We start from the raw sequence: 20,634 nt of genomic DNA, 5'->3' as shown, positions 1-20,634 counted from the left end.
GATGATTGTTGCACTGATCAAAGCCGTCGTCGGAGTCTCGGTCATCCTTGGCGGTTGGCTGTGGGTCCAAAACCGATGGCGAACCGTGACAGGGGCCGCGTCCGACGCCGATGCGTTGGCTGGCCGAATCGGTTGCCATGGATGCGGCTGCAAAACGCAATGTCAAAATTCAGAGACACAGGCTACCACGCAAGACGGTTAGATTTCGAGGGAGAATAAGATGCGACTACAAGACTACGATTCGAAGACGCGCTATCAAGCGACGGTGCGGGCCAGTAAACGAATCACGGCGGTGGATTCCCACGAGGAGGTTCGCGACATCTTGATCGAGGTGGAAAGTCAACAATTTGACGTCGCCGTGGGCCAGAATATCGGCGTGTTGGCGCCAGGGCAAAAAGAATTGGGCCAGGAGTATCATTTCCGTCTGTACAGTATCGCGGATATCCCCCAAAGCACGCCCGAAGGCTATTTGCAAATCCGCATTTGCGTCCGTCGCTGCAACTCTATCGACGAATTCACGGGCGAAGAGTATCCCGGTGTTGCGTCGAACTACCTCTGCGACTTGGGACGCGGCGAAACACTGACGATCACTGGGCCGTACGGACAAGCATTTGAAGCACCCTCGGACGAAGATGCCACCCTGATCCTGATCTGTGCTGGAACCGGGATCGCCCCGTTCCGTGCTTTCGTAAAATACCTTTATTCCGAAGCGAGTGATTTCAAAGGCCGAGTTTGGTTATTTCACGGTGGCCAAACCGGACTCGACTTGTTGTACCGCAATGAGGAAAAGGATGATTTTGCGTTTTACTACGACCGCGACACGTTCGAAGCGTTTGACGCGTTGAGCAACCGTCCCGGTTGGTCCGACACGACCGATTGGGGTACAGCGTTAGAGGCTCGCGGTGAAGAACTTTGTCGACTGCTCTCCGAGCCGAAAACATACGTCTACGTTGCAGGACTCGAGGTCATCCGCGATCAACTCGACGAGGTGATGGCGGACATCGCGGGAGCGAACCAGACATGGTTTCGCTGGAAAGAGGACCTTGAAGCCGAAGGCCGCTGGATCGAACTGCTGTATTGAGGGGGCGTAGCCTAGACCTTCAAACCGCTGGGATCAGATCACGCAGCGGGAATCTCGGGTAGTCGCCCGTTAAGTACTGGTTCATTTAGGGCCGGATCACCCAGGGCCGGATCATCCGACACGGACTCGCCCGACTCTGGATCGACGGGGACTTCCACTGCAACGATCACATGGTTAGGCGTAATCTCGACGACACGCCCCTCAGGCAATACGTCTCCCTCGCGAACTCTCTTTGATCGAATCACGGCGACGCGTCCTGAAACATTTTCGTAAATGATTTCGACTTCGTCATGGCGGCGATGTTCGATTACCATTTTGACTTCCGCGGGCATGACTTGCTCGGCAACAACAGGCTGGACGACGATCGCTTTCGTCACTGGCTCTTCCGTTGCTTTTTTCTCTTGCTTCTTAACAAAGATGGTTTCAAACGGATTGGTTGCTAACACGCGTTCTAGGTTGACGTCGGGCCAGTCAACTGGAGCATGGAGGGTGTCGGACGCTTTTTGAAGCGATGTGCGAGTAACCGTTTGTGTCGATCTCCGAGACATGGGCATGTCAAATTCAGAACTCTCTTCCTCGGGGAAGAAGAGGACGAAGCCGAGGATGCCTACTAGCACGACGATCAGCACAAGCTTCTTCGGTGTGAGACTGGATGTCGATAGAAACTCAGGTTGACTCATTACAGTTTCTCCGGAGATGTCAGGTCTGGATTCAGATCAAACAACAATCGCAATTGACAATCCGCAGAAAACTCTTGCTCGCTATTCCTAGGGGCTGTCACACTCAACTGGGCGATTCGATAGCTTCGAGGTAGCTGACGAAGTCCGTCTAGGAATTGACAAAATGCATTATAAGTGCCCTCTCCGACAAAGCGAACATCCATCTCGTGGTGTAACCCCTTGGCTGTCGCGGCACCAGGCCGGAAGTCACGAATCTGAAAATCGGACGACTTTGCAAGTTCCGACAACTCGCTGAGAAAATCGATCTCTCCTGCAGCCGTCGGTATCTTGGCCTTCAACTGCGAGACCAGCGTCTCCGTCCTCTGCACTTGTTGCTTCACGTCATGATTCGCCGCTTGTATGTCGTCATTTTTTTGCAACAACGCCAGCGAATCGGATTGGGCGGTATTGATCTGTGATAGCTCGGCGTGAGCATTCTGACGGACGAACAACAAGACCAGAATGATTGCGATGACGCCCACGGCGCCGGCGCTGTGCAGCAACAGATCGTACGATCGTTTTGTTTGGAAGACTTCACTCATGTTTTCTTTTACTCCGCAAACTTGCACTCAATTTGGAACTGGCGACCATACGTCTCTTCGACTTGGTACAGCAGCGATGATTTCAGCTCGACTTGGTGAAATACATTGGAACGACGCAACCGTTCGATAAAACTAGCCAAGCCTCTATCTCCGTCGGCGATGCCTTGCAGCGATACACTCGACAAGCTTACGGGGGTCGACGTGGCCCCCTTTTTCTGTGCGACTTGCCGATTTCCGTTGGATGAAAGGTTCATCCTTTCGATCTGGACCTTGCCTTCAGACAGTTTTGCGGCGTCGCCCAGAATGGCCAGCAACGCGAGGGAACGGTCGGGGACGCAAATGGCCTCGAGTACATCGACTTCTTTCTGTAGAACATTCAGCCGCGAATGCATGCCGGCTGTATGAACTTGCAATTGTTCTAAAGGCTGGACTTGGGCGGTCAGCGCATCAAGCTGCAATTGGCTTTGCTGGACATCTCGATAATTGCTTGCCATGACCACGAGGCCGGCAATCAGCAGTGAGGCCCAGACCAATGCCCATTGACGCAGACGTCGGCGCACAAGCATCTTGATCACAAGTTTCTGTGGCAGCAGATTTATGAACATGACCGTTGCTCCCAACGCAGGACCGAGAGGGCTGCGGCGACCCCAAATTGTGCGTCATCAGTCGCTTCGTGCGGTTTTGTCGTGGGCAGATGCCAAGTCTGTGTCGGTACTCCGATCCGCTTGCTAAGACATTCTGGCAAATGACGAATGGCAGCTCCACCACCCAGTAAAACTAACCCGGAGGGCTTCGATGTCGGAAATTGATTCGCAGCGTAGTCGAGCGTCCGCTTCAGTTCGTTGACCAATTTTGCCATCGGCTGTTCGAGCAGTTGTGCAGGAGCAGAAACCATTTTGCCACTCGCGTCATCACCGGATGACACGGCATAGCGGATTAGCAACTGCATCGCCTGGTTGTGCGACAAATTCAATGACTGCTGTAGCGGCTGTATTAACGTGCGGAGCCCGCCACCTCGCAGGAGTCGCGTGTAAAGCGGTTTACCATTAGCTGCCAAAACAAACGTGAACTCGCTGTCACCAAGATCCAATGCAACCACAGGCGAATCGTTTTTGCTGCCCGTCATCGTGACCGCGCGGGCCAATGCACAAGGCAATCCATCGAGGACTTGGCATTCGTAACCCGCCGTCGTCAGATCCTCGGCGACCGCCATGGCGAGTTTAGCGGGCATCCGCAATGCGGTTACTTTCGCTGCTTCATCCGATGCTTCGCTCGTGCTCCAGTAATCGAACACCGAGTCGTCATCACCATGGTCGTCATCAGCGGCGAGTTCCTCGCAAACCATGTCTCGCGTTTCGTCCGCCGAAGCCGCCGGCAATTCGAACGAGCGTAACGACTGGAACGACATTGAAACGGCCGCTGCACATTCAGGACGTGCAAACAGCTCTCGCAACTCGGCGAGTCGCAAGTGTTTGTCGGACAGGTCACAAGCGGTGTTGGAACCGCTTGTTCGATGTTCTTCAGCACGCGTTACGGACCAACGATTGCAAAAATGATATCCGTCGCTGCGGCGTTCAACTTGTGTCAGTTTTATGGACCGACTACCAATATCGATCCCAATCCAACCTCGTGGCGTTGACGCAAACGGTGCCTGCGCACGTTGTTGTAGTTCAGTGAAGATTGCCATCGCGATGCCCCGCTTTATTGTGGCATGGACGAAACGTCCAGCAGTGGAAGGATGACTGAGAATGCCACGCCGGCAACCACGATACCAAGAAATACAATCACAACCGGCTCGAGCAATTTGACCAGATCACGCAGATGTCGTTCGCCTTGGTCCTCGAAATACTCTCCGACCATTTTCAAAACATCGCCGAGCTTTCCGGTCTTTTCTGCGGTCGCCACCATCTGTGCTGCTCCCGACGGCAAAAACTGGGACGACAGCAAGGTCGGCCCCAAACCTTCGCCACGAAGCACTTCCGATTCAAGCCGTTCGTACATCGATCGGAACAGACTGTTGCTCGAAGCGGAACGACACAAACGTATGCTCTCGATAAGTGGCACGCCGCTGCTAAGCATCGTTCCGAGCAAACGAAATGTCCGTCCGGTCGACAGCGAGCGAGTGGCCTTTTTGGCAAACGTAAAGTTAAGTGAAGCGTAATCCCAGGCGTTGCGGACAAAGTTCGCATTTCGCAGTGAATAGACGAGAAAAGCAAGTCCAATGACTGCAGCGCCAAGCATTAAGAAATTGCCGCGAACAAATTCTCCTACGCTCAACATCAGTTGAGTGAATGGTGGCGGTGCCTTTTCCAAGTCCGCGAAGACCTTGGCGAATTGAGGAAGAATAAAGAAGAACAGAACGACCAGCACCACGAGCGTCACGCCGCATAGCACCAGCGGATACATCAATGTCGAGACCACAGTTTGTCGCATCCGCAAATCACTTCGCAGCAAATAGGTCAAGCGTTCGAGCACCTCGGTGATCGAACCGCTTTGTTCGCCAGCGGCAATGCCGGCGACAAACATTTCATCAAAGACGTGAGGATGTTTTCGTAGTGCACTGGCAAACGTCGAACCGCCTTCGATGTCTTCGCTAACGCGGGTCATCACGGTTTGCAGCGCAGGGTTGGTGCATTGGCTGGCGACCGATTTCAAAGCCTCGGAAAGATCCACACCTGATTGGCTCATGATGGTGATCTGTGACAACATCATCACGATGTCGTTCTTTTTGATACGGTTGCTCAGCGAAAACGATGCGGAGCGGACCGTTTTGACCTGGTCTGCCGTGATTTGCAGCAAGAACAAGCCTTGTTGTCGCAACTGTGAACGCGCCTCGGCCAACGAATTCGCCTCGATATCACCGAGGGTGATTTCGCCATTTCGCTGCTTGGCTCGATATGTGTATTTCATGATAGGGTTCCTAATGGCTTAATCGACGAAAGCCACTCGCGATACTTCTTCGAGACTGACTTTGCCTTCCTCCGCCAAACGCATCCCTTCATCGACCAAAAACGTCCCGGACTTTTTCAAGTGCTGGTTACGAATCCCCTCAATATCCGCCCCTTCGGAAATGATTTCTCGCATTTCACGGTCGACGCACAACACCTCGTACAGTCCCGTCCGTCCACGTGATCCGGTGTCGTAACAATTGCGGCATCCTTCACCACGATCGAACGTTCGACGACGGTCCCCTTTGTATTGAAACGAGTCCAGAATTTCGGGGCTAGGAAAGTAGGATTCTTTGCAGGTTGGACAAACCATCCGTACCAAACGCTGTGCAATGACTCCCAACAACGCAGCACCAATTTTGAACGGTTCGACGCCCATGTCGCGAAGCCTCGTCACGGCGCTAAAACTATCGTTGGTGTGCAACGTGCTAAGGACCAAGTGGCCGGTCAGGGCGGCCTGAATTGCAACGGCCGCAGTTTCCGCATCGCGGATCTCACCGACCATGATCACGTCGGGGTCTTGCCGCAGAATCGCTCGCATCGCACCGGGGAAAGACATCGGTTTGTTGCCGCCCACGGGCACCTGAACGATTTGGTCGAGGTCATATTCGACTGGATCTTCCACGGTCACGATGTTCCGTTCCACTGACTTGATCAGCTCGAGTGCGGAATAAAGCGTCGTCGTCTTACCGCTGCCCGTAGGTCCCGTGACCAACACTAAACCGTGAGGTCGATGCAACATCCCTTTGATGTCGCCCAATAATTGAGGCGGAACGCCCAACTCATCCAGATTGAATGTCACGTTTTGGCGATCGAGAACACGAATCACGACCTTTTCGCCGTGATTGGTTGGCAGCGTCGACACACGCAAATCGATTTCGCGTCCCTCGACGGTTAGGTGAATGCGTCCGTCCTGAGGGATGCGGTGTTCGGCGATGTCAAGTTTCGCCATGACTTTGAGCCGCGAGATAATCGCCGGATGAAAATCGCGGCGAGGTCGTAGTGTCTCGCGCAACATACCATCGACGCGGAAACGCACCGACGTGCATCGTTGCCCCGGTTCGACGTGAATATCGCTCGCTTTTTGACGAACCGCGCTGACAATCATGTAGTTCACGAGATTGATGATCGGGCTGCCGTTAGCCAACGATTGCAAATCAGCAATATCGATGTTGAAGTGGTCCGCCTCGAGATTGACAGCGTCCGGATCCATGTCCGCTGTGACCGCATCAACCGCAAAGTCGCTCTCGTAGCAGCGAGGCAGCATCCGTTCGATTACCGAGCGCAGCGTCAAAACCGGTTTGACTTGCAAACCGGTGATCCGTTCGATTTCGTCGACTTGCTGAAGATTGTGCGGGTCGACCATGGCCACGCTAAGCTTGCCGCGGACCTTGAACATCGCAATCGCTTGCAGCAACTCGGCCTTGGCCTTGGGCAACAATTGCACGACAGCCGGATCGACCATCCCGTCGCGCAGCAGTGCGTACGCAACATCTCGCTGTTGACTCAAGAACCGCAGCAATGTGCCTTCATCGATCAAGCCAAGTTCGAGTAGGGTTTCTCCTAATCTTGCGCCCTTGGCCGTATGCTCGGTCAGCGCCGCTTCGAGTTCATCTCGGGTCAGAACCCCAGCGCGTACCAGACGCTCGCCCAGTGGCAAGGGAGTTTCCGCGGCAATGAGGTGATGTCCAGGCGGGTGTGCTAATAATGTGCTCATCGCGAGAAACTCCCGACGGCAGATACAACGTCATCCGAAATCGAAAAATCTCGATCGAGTTCCGTCGCTTGCAATATCTCGATGCAAAGTGGATTGGGGGCGGCGAGGTGAATCGCTCCGCCATGTTGTAAGCAGCGGTCCCGCAGATCCAACAAAAATTCGAGACCGGCGCTATCAAACAGCGGAACATTGCGCAAGTCAAACACAATTTTGGGTTGGCCGTGCCCAAAACATTTCTCGCAATGTCCTGCTAATTCGACGGTGTGATCACGGCTCAACGGATCGTTCCCCGAGAGCACAAACACACTGCCTTGTTTGGAGCAGTCGAACATACGATTCACTCCAATTAGTTCAGAGGTAAGGTCAGGGTAAAGCGAGATCCCACATTCAGTTCACTGGAAATGACGATTTCGCCTCCGTGCAGTCGTGCGACTTCCTGCGAGAAGGCCAGCCCTAAACCGCTGCCGCTGATTTCTTGGACGCGTGAGTCGTGACTACGGAAGAATTTCTCGCAGAGTCGTGGTAACTCTTCCGCCGCGATACCAAAACCAGTGTCCTCGACTTGCAATTGCATAAGATCTGCGTCGGTTCCCACTAGCAGTCGCACACTGCCGCCTGCGGGAGTGTACTTCGCTGCATTGCTGAGCAAGTTGACAAGCACGCCGGCAATTTTGTCTTTATCAATCTTCAGTTTTGGCAACTTCGCTGGCAACTTGCTCTCGAACGCCAACGTCTTTTCTTGCAATTGTGGTTGCACTTTCTCAACGACTTCGTCGATCAAACGTTCCATGTCGGTTTCATGCCGAACGACCGAGATCGCTCCCGATTCCATTTGACTGACGTCGAGTAAATCGTCGACAAATCGAGCCAAGCGAGTCGCTTCAGACATCAAGATGTTATAAAAGCCCTTTTGGCGTTCCACATCGATGTCATCATTATCGATCAACGTTTCCGCGTAGGCTTTGATATTTGCTAGGGGAGTGCGCAGTTCATGAGTCGCAGTAAACACAAACTGGTTTCGCATTTCTTCTGCGAGTTTCTGTTGTGTAACATCGCGAAGACTCCACAACGAACTGCCTTGCTCGAACGCGTCACCGATCAGCGGGGTGCGGCTTAATCGCCAAACACCAGCGGAAAGTTCGCTGCCCAAGCACAGTTCTATCGCAAAGCTATTGGATCGATTTCGTAGCGAATCGAACTCAGCCGCACTGGTGGGACTGACCGATTTCGCGATCCATTGACCGAGATCGTTTCCGACGACATCCGCACTCGTTGCCGCACCAACCATCGCCACCAAGGCGTTGTTTGCCAGTACCACATTCCCATTCGGAGTGCTCAACGCGACTCCTTCGGACAACGCGTTGAAGATCCCTTCCCATCGTTTTCCCGCAGATGCGTCGAGCGTGTCACGAAGTCTTTCTTCGAGAGTCGCAAGGGTTCCCTGTTCGTTGATCTGCTTTAGCAGCTTGTTCCACCCTGCGGCGGCCGGGGTAGATGCAATTAGTGGAACCAGTTCCGCTGGCGAACTGCATACGCCCGTCGTGATGTGCTGCAATTGATTTTCGATCGATTCATTGATCTGCACCGATCGGCGCATGACAAAACTGCCAACCAACAGCAAGAACAAGGGGACGGCCACGATGATTGAAATCGACTCAATCAGTGCTCCCCGCCAAGCAAGCGTTAACGCGACGCTGACGACTCCAAAGATTGCAGCCAGACCGCACATTAAATATCGGTCAACGATTCGGCTGCTTAGCGACGGGATTGCGTTGGAGATATTATTCATGGGTGCAGTATCGAAATCATGGACACACGGGCAAGGTGTCTTCGGTGGGAGCGAGCAAGTCGTTTACGATCGCAACGATCTCTCGGACACTGAATGGTTTGAGCACGAGTGTGGCGACATTCCAATCTTCGCGTAGCTGCTCTCGATTCAGCTCCATCCCTTTTGCCGAACACATAATGATGACCATCTCATCGAGCGATCGGTTTTGCCGGATGTGTTGACAGAGTTCAGCACCGTTGACATTGGGCATTTGATAATCGGTTATCAAAAGGTCAAACGTTTGCACGCGAAGCAGCTCGATTGCTTCGCCACCATCGTGGGCAATGGTGACGTCAAATCCAGACCGTTGGAGATTGAATCTCAAAACATCGCCAAGGACGCGGTTGTCCTCTGTGATTAAGATCCGTCTTTGTAAATCACTCATAATGTTGGCCAGAATATGTAAGAATGCGTTCACCGAGCCGAGGTTGGCAAACGCAATTATCAGGGGAGGGCTTTTGTGTTGTTATTTATCGTCGTGATTGCATCCGCTGTCAGACTATGCGTGAGAGGGAACTACCATTTCGAAATATAATTAGTGTCATTCACACAAAAGTCACCGGTCGCTGGATCGTAAATCCAGCCTCCGGCCGCAGTCGCGGTTGTCATCGGTGATTCCCCTGCCTCGGCAATACCAGGACCTGGCTTGCTCCCCACCTGTGCCGAAGGGAAGGCACCTTTCAGGTACGGCCTGAGAGCGGTTTCGAATGTCGCATGAGGAGGGAAGGCGTCATTCTGTGATTTGTAGAGTTCAATCGCGTCACGAACGACGACCAACGATTGTCGAGTCGCGTTCTCTCTTGCGTTGCCAGCGGTATCGAACATCCGAGGTGCGGCTACGGCTGCCAAGATTCCCAGAATGAGAACCACGACGACCAACTCAACCAAAGTAAAACCTTTGCGACACCAACGTCTTGTTTTGAACACTTTGCATTTACCCCAACGGAAGTACGATTAACGCCGAGCGACAAAACAATCCCGGCTTACGTAAAAACATAGGACGCAAATAAGGAATGCAACGAAAGTCAAGAAAATTATTCTTGCGTAATTTTCGGGGGGATTCATGGTTTTGCGGGCTAACCTTGCACATTAACGGGGCGCCGAACGTCTCGTCCCTCCAAGCGAATCTAGTCGACACGAGCCTTTCTGATGTCCGAAACAATTGCTCAAAGCGTGCTCCCAGCGAGCCAGCTACGACGACCGCAACAGGTTGCTGAAACTCTTCAAGATTATTTCCGCACACCGTTTTATCTCGTTACAAGGCAGTGCACCCTGCGGCTCAGCGTTCCCTCGTCATCCGGCGGTGTGGATCTCGACTCCACTTTCGTGCTTCCCAACACGTTACCCCTGGATGAAGTCCTAACAGCAACGGCGCCGTTTAACCACGCTATTTCCGGGGAAAAGTCGACGCTTGTGATCCCGATGGGCAGTCACGCTACACCGTTCGCATTGTGTGGAACCATCGCAGCCTCCGATGTAGGGCTAAGTGTTCCATTAGTCAAAACGGTCATCGAAAATCTCGACCACCATCAACAGATTGCATCGAAATCGCAACAGCTCGATGAATACGCCTCGCAAGTCACTCGCGACTTCGAAGAGCTCAGTTGGCTTCGCTCGCTTGCGGAACGACAGGAACTGTGGCATCCGCAAAACGATTTGAAGAATATTGCCAGCGTTATCCTTCCGCCTCTATGTGACGTTTTGTGCGTCGAAGCAATTTTTCTGTTCGTGACGGATGCACAAACTGGCTCGGATACGCTGGCATTCCGAGTCGGCGAATGCGATGTTCGTCACGAGACGATGATGGAACTGGTCGAAGAATTTGCAGACCAAACCATCGAACAGCCTGTGGTTCGCAATCCGAATAACCTGCACAAAGGGTGGAAGGGGCTCGAAGGCATTCGCAGTTGCGCTCTGGTTCCGATTGCCAACAACGCACAGCGTTTCGGCTGGTTGGTGATGGTGAATAAGCAGGCACGAAATGACACCTCTCCCGTCGACGATCCGTTGTCCCAATCCCAGCTTTGCGAGTTTGGCACGTTTGAGGCTGGCTTACTACAGTCTGCTGGGCTTAACTTGGCAGCCCACGCCAGCAACCTGGAATCGTTTCGCCAGATCGAAGATTTGGTGGTCGGTGTGATCCGAGCGATGATCAACTCGATCGATGCAAAAGACGCGTACACTCGCGGTCATAGTGATCGAGTTGCTGCGATGGGGCGACTGCTTGCTCAAAAGTTGGGGCTAGATTCGCAAACACAACATCATGTCTACATGGCGGGGTTGCTGCATGACATTGGCAAAATTGGCGTGCCTGATTCCATACTTGGTAAACCGAGTCGTTTGACCAACGAAGAGTTTTCAATCGTTGCACGCCATCCCGAAATCGGCTACTCGATCCTCAAGCATTTGAAACAGTTGGACTTTGTGCTTCCCGGCGTGCTGCATCACCACGAGTGTATTGATGGAAGTGGCTACCCGCATGGACTAGCCGGCGAAGAGATCCCATTGATGGGCAGGATATTGGCGGTCGCCGATGCCTACGACGCGATGACCAGCACTCGCCCCTATCGCGACGGCATGCCGCGAGCAAAGGCGGAGGCCATCCTAAAAGCAGGTGCAGGCGAGCAATGGGACAGCCGAATCATCGACGCGTTCATGCAATGTACTGACGAGATCTATGGCATCTGTCAAGTCAATCGCCAGCATCCAACGCTGCTCGGTGAAAATCGCTGCAACGATGCACAATGGGACGAGATTGATTTCGCCGTGAATTTTTCACTCAGCAAATAATGCTGAATCTACGGCAGGATATGCAGGTCACTACGTGTCATTGAACACAAGGATCTGAGCCGACGGCGCTACGCCTGGACTGCTAGATTCTTGCTGTTGCCATCGGATATTGGGGGTGAGTTTTTCTTCCTGCCTATAGTGTAGTTACCTCTCCACCGACGAAGTTGGGGGAGAGGTGGCAGAAAACCAGCACAACCAAAAATCACAACAAGCCCGAGGTGTTGGCAGTCAAACTGCTAACCGTGGCATGCTTCCAACAATATTGACGGGCCCGCGGCTAGCGACCAATGGCACTCACTTTGCGATAATTTTGGTTTTGTGTTCGGATCAGCCTAGTGCTCCATTTGCAAATCTGCCAGCAGTGATGTCTCCTTCATTGAGAGATACCGATGCTTGTTGCAAGTAAAAAACCCCTGATTTCCCGGTCCGAACTCACTACGGCGATTCGTTCGCTCAACGGGTTCTTCAGCGACGGGCTGATTGACGCTATCCAGCCAACTGGGCCGGCAACCGTCTACACCACCTCCGTGACGCTCTGGATGATGGTGATGCAGCGGTTAGCTAGCGGATCAACCCTCTGTGGGATCGTGAAGGACTTCATTGCCAATCGGCCAGCCTTCTGTCCAGAGAATCGAAGGCTCAGTGAGGGAACCTTGTCGCAGTCCTCCGGCGCCTACGCTGGAGCACGCAATCGAATCGATCTGGAAACGGTCCACTATTTCTATCAGCAGGTTCTCGACTCTTTCACTGAGAGACCCGGACCATTGCAGTTCCGTCCCCGGCAGACCTTCCTACTCGACGGCACCACGATCACGCTTTCACCGACCGACGAACTGCGAAAAGCATATCCGCCGGCCAGCAACCAACACGGCGAAACCGTCTGGCCGATCATGTTATTCTTCGTCGCTCACGACCTACAAAACGGAACAGCCATGTTGCCCGAAGTGGGAAAAATGTACGGCGGCAAAGGTGACAGCGAAGCCTTGTTAGCCAAGCGTATTTTCAAACGACTTCCACGCGAGTCGATCGTGATGGCCGATGCCGGGCTGGGGATCTTTCAAGTGGCTTACCATTGTCTCCAAGAGAAGCATGACTTCCTTTTCCGATTAACCACACAACGCTTCGAATCACTAATCAAGAAAGCTGAATTGGTCGAAAAACGCTGGAAAAAGCGAGTTTGGAAGCTTCAATGGGAGCCTACGGCGAAGGATCGCAAAGGTTGTCCTGGAATCAAAAAAGGCGAAGTGCTGAACGTTTTGATTCATGAAATCGAGATTGGTGAGAACGGCGAAAAACTCTACTTGGTCACATCGCTGAGCGAAGATTCGGAGAGTTTGGCGGACCGTTACCGATGTCGCTACGACGTGGAGACGGACATCAAAGAAATCAAGGTGATGATGAACACCGAGAACATTCGGGCGCAAAGCGAAGACATGGTTTTAAAAGAGCTATACACATCGCTGATCGCCTACAATCTGTTGGTTCAGTTCCGTCGTCAGGCTGCCTCGCTTTCAGGCGTGGCTCCCCGCCGGTTGAGCTTCACCGAAGTGCTCAATACCTACAACAGTTTCCTGCGGATTGACTTGTCGATCCTGCCGACGGAGGAATGCATCAAGCGATTCGAGCAAGCGTTGGCGATGGCCAGCACGTGCAAAATCCCGAATCGTCCCGGTCGCAGTTACAAACGAGCGGCCCACCCTCGCCGCCAAAAAACAACGAAGGAACAGAAGGCAGCTCGAAAGAAAAGCAACACGAAGATCAATGAAAACCCGCCAGAAACCTAAAGTGAGTGCCATTGGGCTAGCGCCGTCGGCTCACAATATGACCGACATTTCACTGGCATCGATCGAACTACTTGTTTACGACTCTTTTTTTCGCCGCAACTTAACTCGTCGACTCGACGAACGACGATCCAATGATCGGGGCTGCGCCGTTTCTTTTTTGCGTCGATTCGTTTTTCGACGTTCCGGGGTATCACGTTTTTCCAGAAGGTGAAGTAGTTCCTCAGGAACCTCAGGATCGTTGGGCATGTCAGCGTGAGCTCCGTCAAATAAAATATTGTCTGCGTTTACCGAACATCCAAATGCAACGGTTCGGAAAACGTGTTTTCCAATTGGGGATAATCCGTGGGGTAGTCATCCGTAACCGAATAATCTTCGATGATCACCGCATCGGCAGACTGATCAACAAAATGCTGCATGGACCTTGGTCGCGATCTGGCCCCCCGTTGCTGGAATCCCGATTTGCGTTGCACATCACTGGTGTCCGGTAGCGATGGCTCCCACATTCGGCGGTCAACCGGTTGCAAACCGTCGTGGAACAATGGAGTTCCCGCCTGGTCCACTTCGACCGGATTGATACTGCGACGACCAGGAACGTCTGGCAAGATGCGCGGCAGCAGGGCGATGATGATTTCGCTTCGTTGACGCTTCAGATCGCGACGTTGGAACAGCTTTCCGACTAACCACAGATCGCCCAACCATGGAACTCGATTTTGTGCGTCGCTGTTGGTTTCTTTGATCAGACCACCGATCAACATCGCCTCACCATCGGCGAGCATGATATGCGTTTGTAACTGAGTCGTTTCGCTTTCAGGCAGACTCGTCGTTGCATTGATTCGTCCCGTCGAGACTTCCGGGTTCACCTGCATCACAATTTGACCGTCTTCGGTGATTGTGGGTGTCACCTCTAAAATCACTCCGACATCCAGGAAATTGACGCTTTGCAGCGTGCTCGTCTGAGTCGTGGTCGTTAGCAGATAGCCAATTTGGCCGCCCACTTGAATGCGAGCTTGTTGCCCATTGAGCACTGCGATCTTGGGAGACGCCAAAGTTTTTGAATCGGTCGTACTTTTGATCGCCTCAAGCGTGCCATTGAGGTCGCGGCCTTCGACGCTTAACAAACCTGCCGGTGATCCACCGCTCGTAAAATTTTTCGCTTCGAACTTGATCGGAGATCCGGCGACTCGCAAAATGTTTCGCAAATCGATGCCGTGCCGACAATCGTCGCCGAGTTCCACCTGCAATACATGAGCCTCGATTAACACTTGGCGTGGGGCTTGATCCACCTGAGCGATGTATTCTTCGACTCGCCATAGATACATGGGCAAGTCCTCGACCACCAACTGCTCTTGCGTTCGTCGGTGGTCCGTCGACATCGATTGATTGATAAACACTTGCCCCACTGGTGACAGCATTCCTGTGACAATCTTTTCCGCATCCTCGGCTGAGATATAGTCCAGCGAGAAGACACGCATTTCGCGCCCCTGAAGATTCGCGGGCCCCTTGTTTTCGCCCGTCACATTCGAGACGACGATGATGTTGTTTTGTTGGGTCCAGGTCAGACCATTGGCTGGCAATATTGAGTTGAGGGCGTCTGATAGCGACACGTTCGTCAGCTTCACCGTAATCCGCTGACTCACATCGCCGCTGGTGATCACATTCAATCCCTGTTGCTCAGCGATCAAATCCAGCACCGAGTCGACCGTGGCATCTTTGACCGTAACCGAAATCCCGTGGTGTTTTGCATCAGAGTACAAACTCCCTCGATTAGCCACGGGTGGTGCAAACCCAACCCGATCATTTCGAGAATGAGCGGGCGATTGCCAAGCGGCCTGGGCGATTGTCGTTTTTTTATTACGCCAATTCGGATCCGGCTTGCTAAGCGGTTGCGGTGAACGGTCGGCATTTGCCGTAGAGGCGGACCGTTCCTGGTTCGGAGTGCTACGAAGGTGCTCGGCAAACGTATCGGAAAACGCCAGAGGCGTACTGAACCACAGCCAGACCAGCAGAAGTACAGTCGCACAACGCCCCGATCCACGATAATCGAAGATGCCGCTGTTCCGATTTTGCAACGACGGCAGGTTCATGGATAGCTGTAGACTCGTCAGGGGATGCGTACGGAACAATCGCTACAGCGTCTATCGGCGCCGACCTGACCGCATAATCAGTAAAATCGGAAAAATCAGACCCCCTTTCCTAGCTTAACAACGCGGCTACTTCTGCGGATTGACTAATTGCGGGCTAGAGTTGCCTGGTGAATTGGTAGCAATAGACTCGTATTTTTCGGTTTCGCTAGGCAACACGATGAAGGCTGCAAAACGTAAGACAGCATCGGAATCGTCGCGAAAGCCGAATGAATTGTCTCAACGACAGACACGTCATGGTTTGTTTCGTTCGGGGATATCGCTGATCGAGATCACGATTGTGTTGGTGATCATGTCAGCCATGGTCGCCGCCGCAGCGCCGCGTTGGGCCGATTCTTTGCAGCATTACCGTGTCTCCAACACGGCCAACCGACTGGTTGCCGATCTGAAACGTGCACAATTAACAGCGTTCCGATCCAGCACTGCCAAGACGGTCACATTCAGTGTAGATCGCGAGCAATACACGCTCGCGGATGTGAAACCGCTCGAACGTCCATCGGGTGTCTATGTCATCAAACTAAGCGAGTCGCCCTATAAATCGTCACTGGTTTCGGTTTGGGGGCAGACGGGGACTCAGACGCTGACGTTCGATGGGTTCGGTATTCCCAACCGAGGTGGAAATATAGTCGTCGGCTCGGGGAGTCTGCAAAAGACGATTACGGTGGACGCTATCTCGGGAACGGCGGTAATCCAATGAAGTGGGCTTGCTCGTTTATCTCGATGGCTCACAGAAACGGTGGAGCACGTCGCGGCATGCTGCTGCTGGAGTTGGTCGTCGCGTTGGTTGTATCGAGCATCATTATCGCCGGGCTTCACGCCAGTCTCGCAATCTCAATTCGCAGCATCCCCGATTCCGATGGAAGCACCGCTTCGGCACTTCGCGGAACTCGCATTGTCGATCAACTAGCAACAGAACTCGAAACTGCGGTCTATGTGACCGAGCGTTCGGCAACCACGATCGGGTTCACGGTCCCGGACCGCGACGGCGACGGCTTTGCCGAGCGGATTCGATATACATGGACAGGAACGCCAGGCGGTTCCCTGACGCGGCAATACAACGGAGCGACTCCGTTGGCGATTGCCGAGGACGTGGATTTGTTCAGTCTGACACCAAGCTTCAAAAGCGTGGCCGAGACGTATCCGACCGTAGGTATCGAAGATGCCAACGAATCGCTATTGGTCGATCACTACGGAACCAGTGGACTTGAAAACAATGACGTAAGAACAGCGGACTGGCTCGGCCAGCATTTTACGATGACGCTTCCGGCCGGCGCGTATAGTTGGCGGCCCACTCGAGTGCAGTTCGTGGCAAAGCGAACCTCTCTGTTTGGTGTGACGCGTGTTCAGATGCGTCCTGCAACTATCAACCTTACGCCACGGAGCACCGTGATCGAACAAGTAGACTTGTACAACATTATCACTCCGGATTATTACACCTGGCAATCGTTCAACTTCTCTGACATCGAACCGCTCCCGTCCGGAGGTGCCATTTGCTTGGTATTAGAACCCAGATACACGAACCCTTCGGCGACATTACAAAGCACTACTGCAGCACCGGGATTGCTGAAGTCCTCCGACAGCGGCACGTCATGGTCATACAATACCGGGAAATCCTTAATTTCGCGACTGTACGGCAAATTGACTCGCGCTAACGGAACCCAATCCCTCAACAGCAACTATCTGACCTCGATGGCCGTCACCTTGCGAATGAAGGCCAACACGCCGACGCTGGAATCGACGGTTGCTTGCTTGAACCACCCCGAGTTACTGGCAAACAAATGGGAAACCAATTTTCGCCAAAACCCAACAACGATGGATGTCAACGGAGATGCCGCAGGCGACTGGATTGTCAATGGTGGCGGCACGTTTGACACCGACTCGATTGTCGATGGAGTCTGGCGGACGAGCGGAACTCAGTTAAACACGAATCCGAATAGCAATTTCGATACGCCCACCGCCATCGACATTAAATTTCAGAACACCAGTGTCGGTGGAAACGGAGCCACATTTAAAATCAATGCATTGCGATCGGGTACCACCTGTGCTCCCGTGCTGGCTTCTCTGACGAAGCAAACCGACGGCAGTCAGACACTAACATTGGCGACCAAGTCCACGGACTTTCTGACACGCAACTTAATCAAGGTAGCGGGACTGCCCAACCAACCGGTGCTTTTGCATTTGATCATCGATCCCGCCACCTCGAGTGTTAGCTTGAGTGTCAATGATGTCCAGTATGGCACGTATGCACTGTCTCCCTTTGCTTCATCCGACACAAATCGATCGGCATGTCTAGGAGCGAACGTCAGCAACTCTGAATTTTCTTATGCTCGAATTCGCGTGATGGAGGCAACGCCATGATCGGCTCTACGCCTACGCGTCGAAATAACGTCATGTGTCGAAGCGGTTTTGCGTTGCTCGACTCCGTCGTTTCCGTCATGCTCGTCGGCATCTTGATGGTAGCAGCATTGCAGACGATCGGAGCGTCCAAACGCCGCGAAGCCGCAACCTTGGACCGTTTGCTAGGACAACAACTGGCGGGCTCGATGATGAACGAAATCTTGTTGCAAGCGTACCAGGAACCGGAAACGGATGAGTCGGCGACATTTGGTCTTGAGCCTGGTGAGTCAACTGGCGATCGCACACGCTTTGACGACGTGGATGACTTTCGAGACTGGAACGCTTCACCGCCGCAAGATCGCAGTGGCGTCGCGATTGGTGGATTTGATCAATGGACACGCAGTGTCAATGTCGCTTGGGCTGATCCCAATACGCTTGAAACGACCACATCGGTCAAAACGGGACTCAAGAAAATTACAGTGAATGTTTCGCACGACGGCCGGGTGATGAGTTCGTTAGTGGGATACCGCAGCATCGGCTGGGTCGAGACGATCCCGGCGCCATCCGACGCAACCGGCAATCACTCTCCGGTTGCTGTCGCTACGTCGCCCGATCTGACTCGCGAAGCGGGACAGACCATCCAATTTGCAGCAAACAGTTCGAGCGACCAAGACGGCGACTATTTGTCCTACGTTTGGGATTTTGGCGATGGTACGACAGGCACCGGAATCACCACCGCGCACTTTTACAACACCCCAGGGAACTACACATGCACGTTAACAGTTTACGACGGTCGTGGTGGAGTCGCCTCTGCCGCGCTGACCGCGGTCGTTTCACCCTAGTGCATAACGAATGAGCTGACCTCGCACACAAACAACCAATTCGATCGGACTCAACAACGTGAATCAAAGTCGCCTCAACACCCATCAACGCCAACGCCACGGAGCGATCTATGCTGTTGTGTTGTTTTCGTCGCTGATCGTTGCCTCGATCGGCTTGGCGTCGATGCAATTGATGCGTTTGCAGGGTCGCAGTGCCGAGGAGAGCGACGACTTTATCGCCGCACGCATCTACGCGCGAGCCGCCGTGGATATCGGCATGCTGCGGATTCGCAAGGATCCATTTTGGCGGACGACTTTCGGCAATGGTGATTGGATCACCAATCAAACCATCGATCGAGGCACGTTTTCGCTTTCGGCTATCGACCCTGTGGATAATGACGTTGTCAGCGGCGACAATCATCCCATCATCCTGACCGGGACCGGCCGCCACGGCGATGCCATGTTCCAAACCTCGGTACGGCTAGAAGTCGGCCCCCAGACGGGTTCTTGTCTAGAAGTATCGATGATCAGCGGCGACGACATGGACGTTGAGAGCGCCACGCTAACGAGCGACCAAACAATTTGCTCTAACGAAAAAATCGACAGCCTTATGGGGTCGATCATCAATGCCAATGTGGAAGCCTATGACGACATCAACGGATCGACTTATACCAAATCAACGCAGCTGCGCTCGACACGCCGCACCATGCCAGATCCTTTGCTCGTTCTGGATGATTACTTGTCCAACGGCACGGCAATTCATTATTCGTCGCTGAGAAATTGGCCGCAGCCCGAGATCCTAACGAATACGACTTTTGAATCGGGGGCACAAAACTGGCGTGCACTGGGGGACTGCACTCTGCAGAGAAGCAGTACGCAAAAAAAGGATGGAAACTACTCATTGCGAGTCACCGCACGCGTGGATGAAAACGCTGTGGCGGCACAGCAAATCCCCGTGTCGAGCATCCGCAGCGGCGACACCTACGAAGTTTTGTTGAACGTTTTCTCCACCGCCAATGCTCAAGTCCGTGCAGTATTGAAGCTCGAAACATCCGAGACCAGCACTCTTTCGTTCATCACTCCGGTAACCGCACTCGACGCCAACGAATGGGGCAGCGTCGGTGGCAGCTTGTCTCCGACTTGGACAGGAACATTAAACCAAGCAACCCTCTACCTTTTGATCGATGTGGCGAGCGACTATTACATGGACAGTGTCAGTTTGCTAAACACGACCTATCCATCCAACTCGTTTGTTCTCGATGGACTACTCAGCCCGACAAACAATCCCTTCGGCGGGTCGACCAATGCCAAAGGAATCTATCTGATCAATTGCGAAGGCAACGATGTGCAGGTGGGAAGAGCCAGGATCGTAGGCACGCTTGTTTTTTTGAATCCGGGAAGCGGTACGACCATCACAGGCCCGTTGGTGTGGGAACCAGCCGAACCGAATTACCCCGCGTTATTGACAAACGACACGCTCCGTATTGCTCTGTCGTCGGCCGGGTTCAACGAGACCAATGTGGGAACAAATCTGAATCCACCCGAAACGCCGTACCCAATGAACGGCGGGACATCCAATTCCCAATTCACCGATACCGATTCGTATCCGTCTGAAATTTCGGGGTTAATCTACTCGACACATGATCTGAAATTCTCCGCCGCATCCAATGTTAGGGGCGTCGTGATTGCCCACGAAAAAATTAAGGTCGACGCAACATCGCTGAACCTGAACTACGACAGCAGCTATTTTGAAAATCCGCCACCAGGATTCGACGCCGATGCTGTCATGATGAAAGTGGTTCCAGGGACATGGCAACGTCAAGTGAATTGAATTCCAGGCACAAATGGCACGAACTTCAGGGAAATGCAGTCCGGCCTAACGCCCAGTACCGAAAATTACACGACGTAACTACCGTCGCCAGACGG

The 20,634-nt window shown here is 53.1% G+C and carries 19 protein-coding genes; 8 read left to right on the top strand and 11 right to left on the bottom strand.

What is annotated here, in order from left to right:
- The first annotated feature begins 1 nt into the window (after window position 1).
- Both SH528x_RS11345 and SH528x_RS11340 read left to right on the top strand, forming a co-directional pair.
- Window positions 2-202, top strand: a complete 201-nt coding sequence (locus SH528x_RS11345; RefSeq protein ID WP_442510632.1) for a hypothetical protein — start codon at window positions 2-4, stop codon at window positions 200-202.
- Window positions 203-220: 18 nt separating this feature from the next.
- Window positions 221-1,081: a hypothetical protein gene (locus SH528x_RS11340; protein WP_442510631.1), complete on the top strand. Its 861-nt coding sequence runs from the start codon at window positions 221-223 to the stop codon at window positions 1,079-1,081.
- 38 nt (window positions 1,082-1,119) lie between these two features.
- On the opposite strand, the gene SH528x_RS11335 is transcribed toward SH528x_RS11340, so the two are convergent.
- From SH528x_RS11335 to SH528x_RS11290, 10 genes are all read right to left on the bottom strand, one after another.
- Window positions 1,120-1,761 (bottom strand): hypothetical protein, encoded by a 642-nt coding sequence (locus SH528x_RS11335; RefSeq protein WP_442510630.1) that lies wholly within the window; start codon window positions 1,759-1,761, stop codon window positions 1,120-1,122.
- Window positions 1,761-2,342 carry a type 4a pilus biogenesis protein PilO gene (gene pilO / locus SH528x_RS11330; RefSeq protein ID WP_442510629.1) on the bottom strand — a complete coding sequence of 194 codons (582 nt, stop codon included), beginning with the start codon at window positions 2,340-2,342 and terminating at the stop codon, window positions 1,761-1,763. Before pilO ends, SH528x_RS11335 begins: the two co-directional genes overlap by 1 nt.
- 8 nt (window positions 2,343-2,350) lie before the next feature.
- Window positions 2,351-2,947, bottom strand: coding sequence for a PilN domain-containing protein (locus SH528x_RS11325; RefSeq protein WP_442510628.1), 597 nt, complete (start codon window positions 2,945-2,947; stop codon window positions 2,351-2,353).
- A complete protein-coding gene (gene pilM / locus SH528x_RS11320) occupies window positions 2,938-4,029 on the bottom strand; it encodes a pilus assembly protein PilM (protein WP_442510627.1) in 1,092 nt (363 codons plus the stop codon). Before pilM ends, SH528x_RS11325 begins: the two co-directional genes overlap by 10 nt.
- Before the next feature lie 14 nt (window positions 4,030-4,043).
- Window positions 4,044-5,252 (bottom strand): type II secretion system F family protein, encoded by a 1,209-nt coding sequence (locus tag SH528x_RS11315; protein ID WP_442510626.1) that lies wholly within the window; start codon window positions 5,250-5,252, stop codon window positions 4,044-4,046.
- An 18-nt stretch (window positions 5,253-5,270) separates the two neighbouring features.
- Entirely contained in the window at window positions 5,271-7,007 is a 1,737-nt protein-coding gene (locus SH528x_RS11310; protein ID WP_442510625.1) for a GspE/PulE family protein, read from the bottom strand.
- Complete coding sequence (locus SH528x_RS11305; protein ID WP_442510624.1) at window positions 7,004-7,339, bottom strand: STAS domain-containing protein; 336 nt, start codon at window positions 7,337-7,339, stop codon at window positions 7,004-7,006. The genes SH528x_RS11310 and SH528x_RS11305 overlap by 4 nt, the downstream gene beginning before the upstream one ends.
- A gap of 14 nt (window positions 7,340-7,353) precedes the next feature.
- Window positions 7,354-8,796, bottom strand: a complete 1,443-nt coding sequence (locus SH528x_RS11300; protein ID WP_442510623.1) for an ATP-binding protein — start codon at window positions 8,794-8,796, stop codon at window positions 7,354-7,356.
- 16 nt (window positions 8,797-8,812) lie between these two features.
- Window positions 8,813-9,220 carry a response regulator gene (locus SH528x_RS11295; protein WP_442510622.1) on the bottom strand — a complete coding sequence of 136 codons (408 nt, stop codon included), beginning with the start codon at window positions 9,218-9,220 and terminating at the stop codon, window positions 8,813-8,815.
- 131 nt (window positions 9,221-9,351) lie between these two features.
- The gene (locus SH528x_RS11290) at window positions 9,352-9,762 is read right to left on the bottom strand and encodes a prepilin-type N-terminal cleavage/methylation domain-containing protein (protein WP_442510621.1); all 411 of its coding nucleotides are present in this window, start codon (window positions 9,760-9,762) and stop codon (window positions 9,352-9,354) included.
- 222 nt (window positions 9,763-9,984) lie between these two features.
- On the opposite strand from SH528x_RS11290, the gene SH528x_RS11285 reads away from it, so the two are divergent.
- Both SH528x_RS11285 and SH528x_RS11280 read left to right on the top strand, forming a co-directional pair.
- Entirely contained in the window at window positions 9,985-11,625 is a 1,641-nt protein-coding gene (locus SH528x_RS11285; RefSeq protein WP_442510620.1) for an HD-GYP domain-containing protein, read from the top strand.
- Between the two features lie 389 nt (window positions 11,626-12,014).
- Window positions 12,015-13,409 (top strand): IS4 family transposase, encoded by a 1,395-nt coding sequence (locus SH528x_RS11280; protein WP_442505705.1) that lies wholly within the window; start codon window positions 12,015-12,017, stop codon window positions 13,407-13,409.
- A gap of 284 nt (window positions 13,410-13,693) precedes the next feature.
- On the opposite strand, the gene SH528x_RS11275 is transcribed toward SH528x_RS11280, so the two are convergent.
- A complete protein-coding gene (locus tag SH528x_RS11275; protein WP_442510619.1) occupies window positions 13,694-15,493 on the bottom strand; it encodes a secretin and TonB N-terminal domain-containing protein in 1,800 nt (599 codons plus the stop codon).
- Window positions 15,494-15,710: 217 nt separating this feature from the next.
- On the opposite strand from SH528x_RS11275, the gene SH528x_RS11270 reads away from it, so the two are divergent.
- From SH528x_RS11270 to SH528x_RS11255, 4 genes are read left to right on the top strand one after another with little or no spacing between them, the layout of a single operon-like run.
- On the top strand, window positions 15,711-16,247 hold the full coding sequence (locus SH528x_RS11270) for a GspH/FimT family pseudopilin (RefSeq protein WP_442510618.1): 537 nt from the start codon (window positions 15,711-15,713) through the stop codon (window positions 16,245-16,247).
- Window positions 16,248-16,270: 23 nt separating this feature from the next.
- Window positions 16,271-17,908 carry a hypothetical protein gene (locus SH528x_RS11265; RefSeq protein WP_442510617.1) on the top strand — a complete coding sequence of 546 codons (1,638 nt, stop codon included), beginning with the start codon at window positions 16,271-16,273 and terminating at the stop codon, window positions 17,906-17,908.
- Window positions 17,905-18,729 (top strand): PKD domain-containing protein, encoded by an 825-nt coding sequence (locus SH528x_RS11260; RefSeq protein WP_442510616.1) that lies wholly within the window; start codon window positions 17,905-17,907, stop codon window positions 18,727-18,729. Before SH528x_RS11265 ends, SH528x_RS11260 begins: the two co-directional genes overlap by 4 nt.
- A gap of 58 nt (window positions 18,730-18,787) precedes the next feature.
- Window positions 18,788-20,539: a carbohydrate binding domain-containing protein gene (locus SH528x_RS11255; RefSeq protein WP_442510615.1), complete on the top strand. Its 1,752-nt coding sequence runs from the start codon at window positions 18,788-18,790 to the stop codon at window positions 20,537-20,539.
- Window positions 20,540-20,634 lie beyond the last annotated feature (95 nt).

The organism is Novipirellula methanifontis (genome assembly GCF_052161655.1).
Lineage (GTDB): Bacteria > Planctomycetota > Planctomycetia > Pirellulales > Pirellulaceae > Novipirellula.
Note: the sequence above shows the minus strand (reverse complement) of the source record. Positions and strands in the feature narration are given on the sequence as shown.

Coding starts and splice junctions, on each gene's coding strand:
- SH528x_RS11345 (WP_442510632.1), top strand. CDS start 2: ATGATTGTTGCACTGATCAAAGCCGTCGTCGGAGTCTCGGTCATCCTT.
- SH528x_RS11295 (WP_442510622.1), bottom strand. CDS start 9,220: ATGAGTGATTTACAAAGACGGATCTTAATCACAGAGGACAACCGCGTC.
- SH528x_RS11285 (WP_442510620.1), top strand. CDS start 9,985: ATGTCCGAAACAATTGCTCAAAGCGTGCTCCCAGCGAGCCAGCTACGA.
- SH528x_RS11305 (WP_442510624.1), bottom strand. CDS start 7,339: ATGTTCGACTGCTCCAAACAAGGCAGTGTGTTTGTGCTCTCGGGGAAC.
- pilO (WP_442510629.1), bottom strand. CDS start 2,342: ATGAGTGAAGTCTTCCAAACAAAACGATCGTACGATCTGTTGCTGCAC.
- SH528x_RS11270 (WP_442510618.1), top strand. CDS start 15,711: ATGAAGGCTGCAAAACGTAAGACAGCATCGGAATCGTCGCGAAAGCCG.
- SH528x_RS11310 (WP_442510625.1), bottom strand. CDS start 7,007: ATGAGCACATTATTAGCACACCCGCCTGGACATCACCTCATTGCCGCG.
- SH528x_RS11280 (WP_442505705.1), top strand. CDS start 12,015: ATGCTTGTTGCAAGTAAAAAACCCCTGATTTCCCGGTCCGAACTCACT.
- SH528x_RS11300 (WP_442510623.1), bottom strand. CDS start 8,796: ATGAATAATATCTCCAACGCAATCCCGTCGCTAAGCAGCCGAATCGTT.
- SH528x_RS11335 (WP_442510630.1), bottom strand. CDS start 1,761: ATGAGTCAACCTGAGTTTCTATCGACATCCAGTCTCACACCGAAGAAG.
- SH528x_RS11340 (WP_442510631.1), top strand. CDS start 221: ATGCGACTACAAGACTACGATTCGAAGACGCGCTATCAAGCGACGGTG.
- SH528x_RS11275 (WP_442510619.1), bottom strand. CDS start 15,493: ATGAACCTGCCGTCGTTGCAAAATCGGAACAGCGGCATCTTCGATTAT.
- SH528x_RS11260 (WP_442510616.1), top strand. CDS start 17,905: ATGATCGGCTCTACGCCTACGCGTCGAAATAACGTCATGTGTCGAAGC.
- SH528x_RS11315 (WP_442510626.1), bottom strand. CDS start 5,252: ATGAAATACACATATCGAGCCAAGCAGCGAAATGGCGAAATCACCCTC.
- SH528x_RS11325 (WP_442510628.1), bottom strand. CDS start 2,947: ATGTTCATAAATCTGCTGCCACAGAAACTTGTGATCAAGATGCTTGTG.
- SH528x_RS11265 (WP_442510617.1), top strand. CDS start 16,271: ATGGCTCACAGAAACGGTGGAGCACGTCGCGGCATGCTGCTGCTGGAG.
- pilM (WP_442510627.1), bottom strand. CDS start 4,029: ATGGCAATCTTCACTGAACTACAACAACGTGCGCAGGCACCGTTTGCG.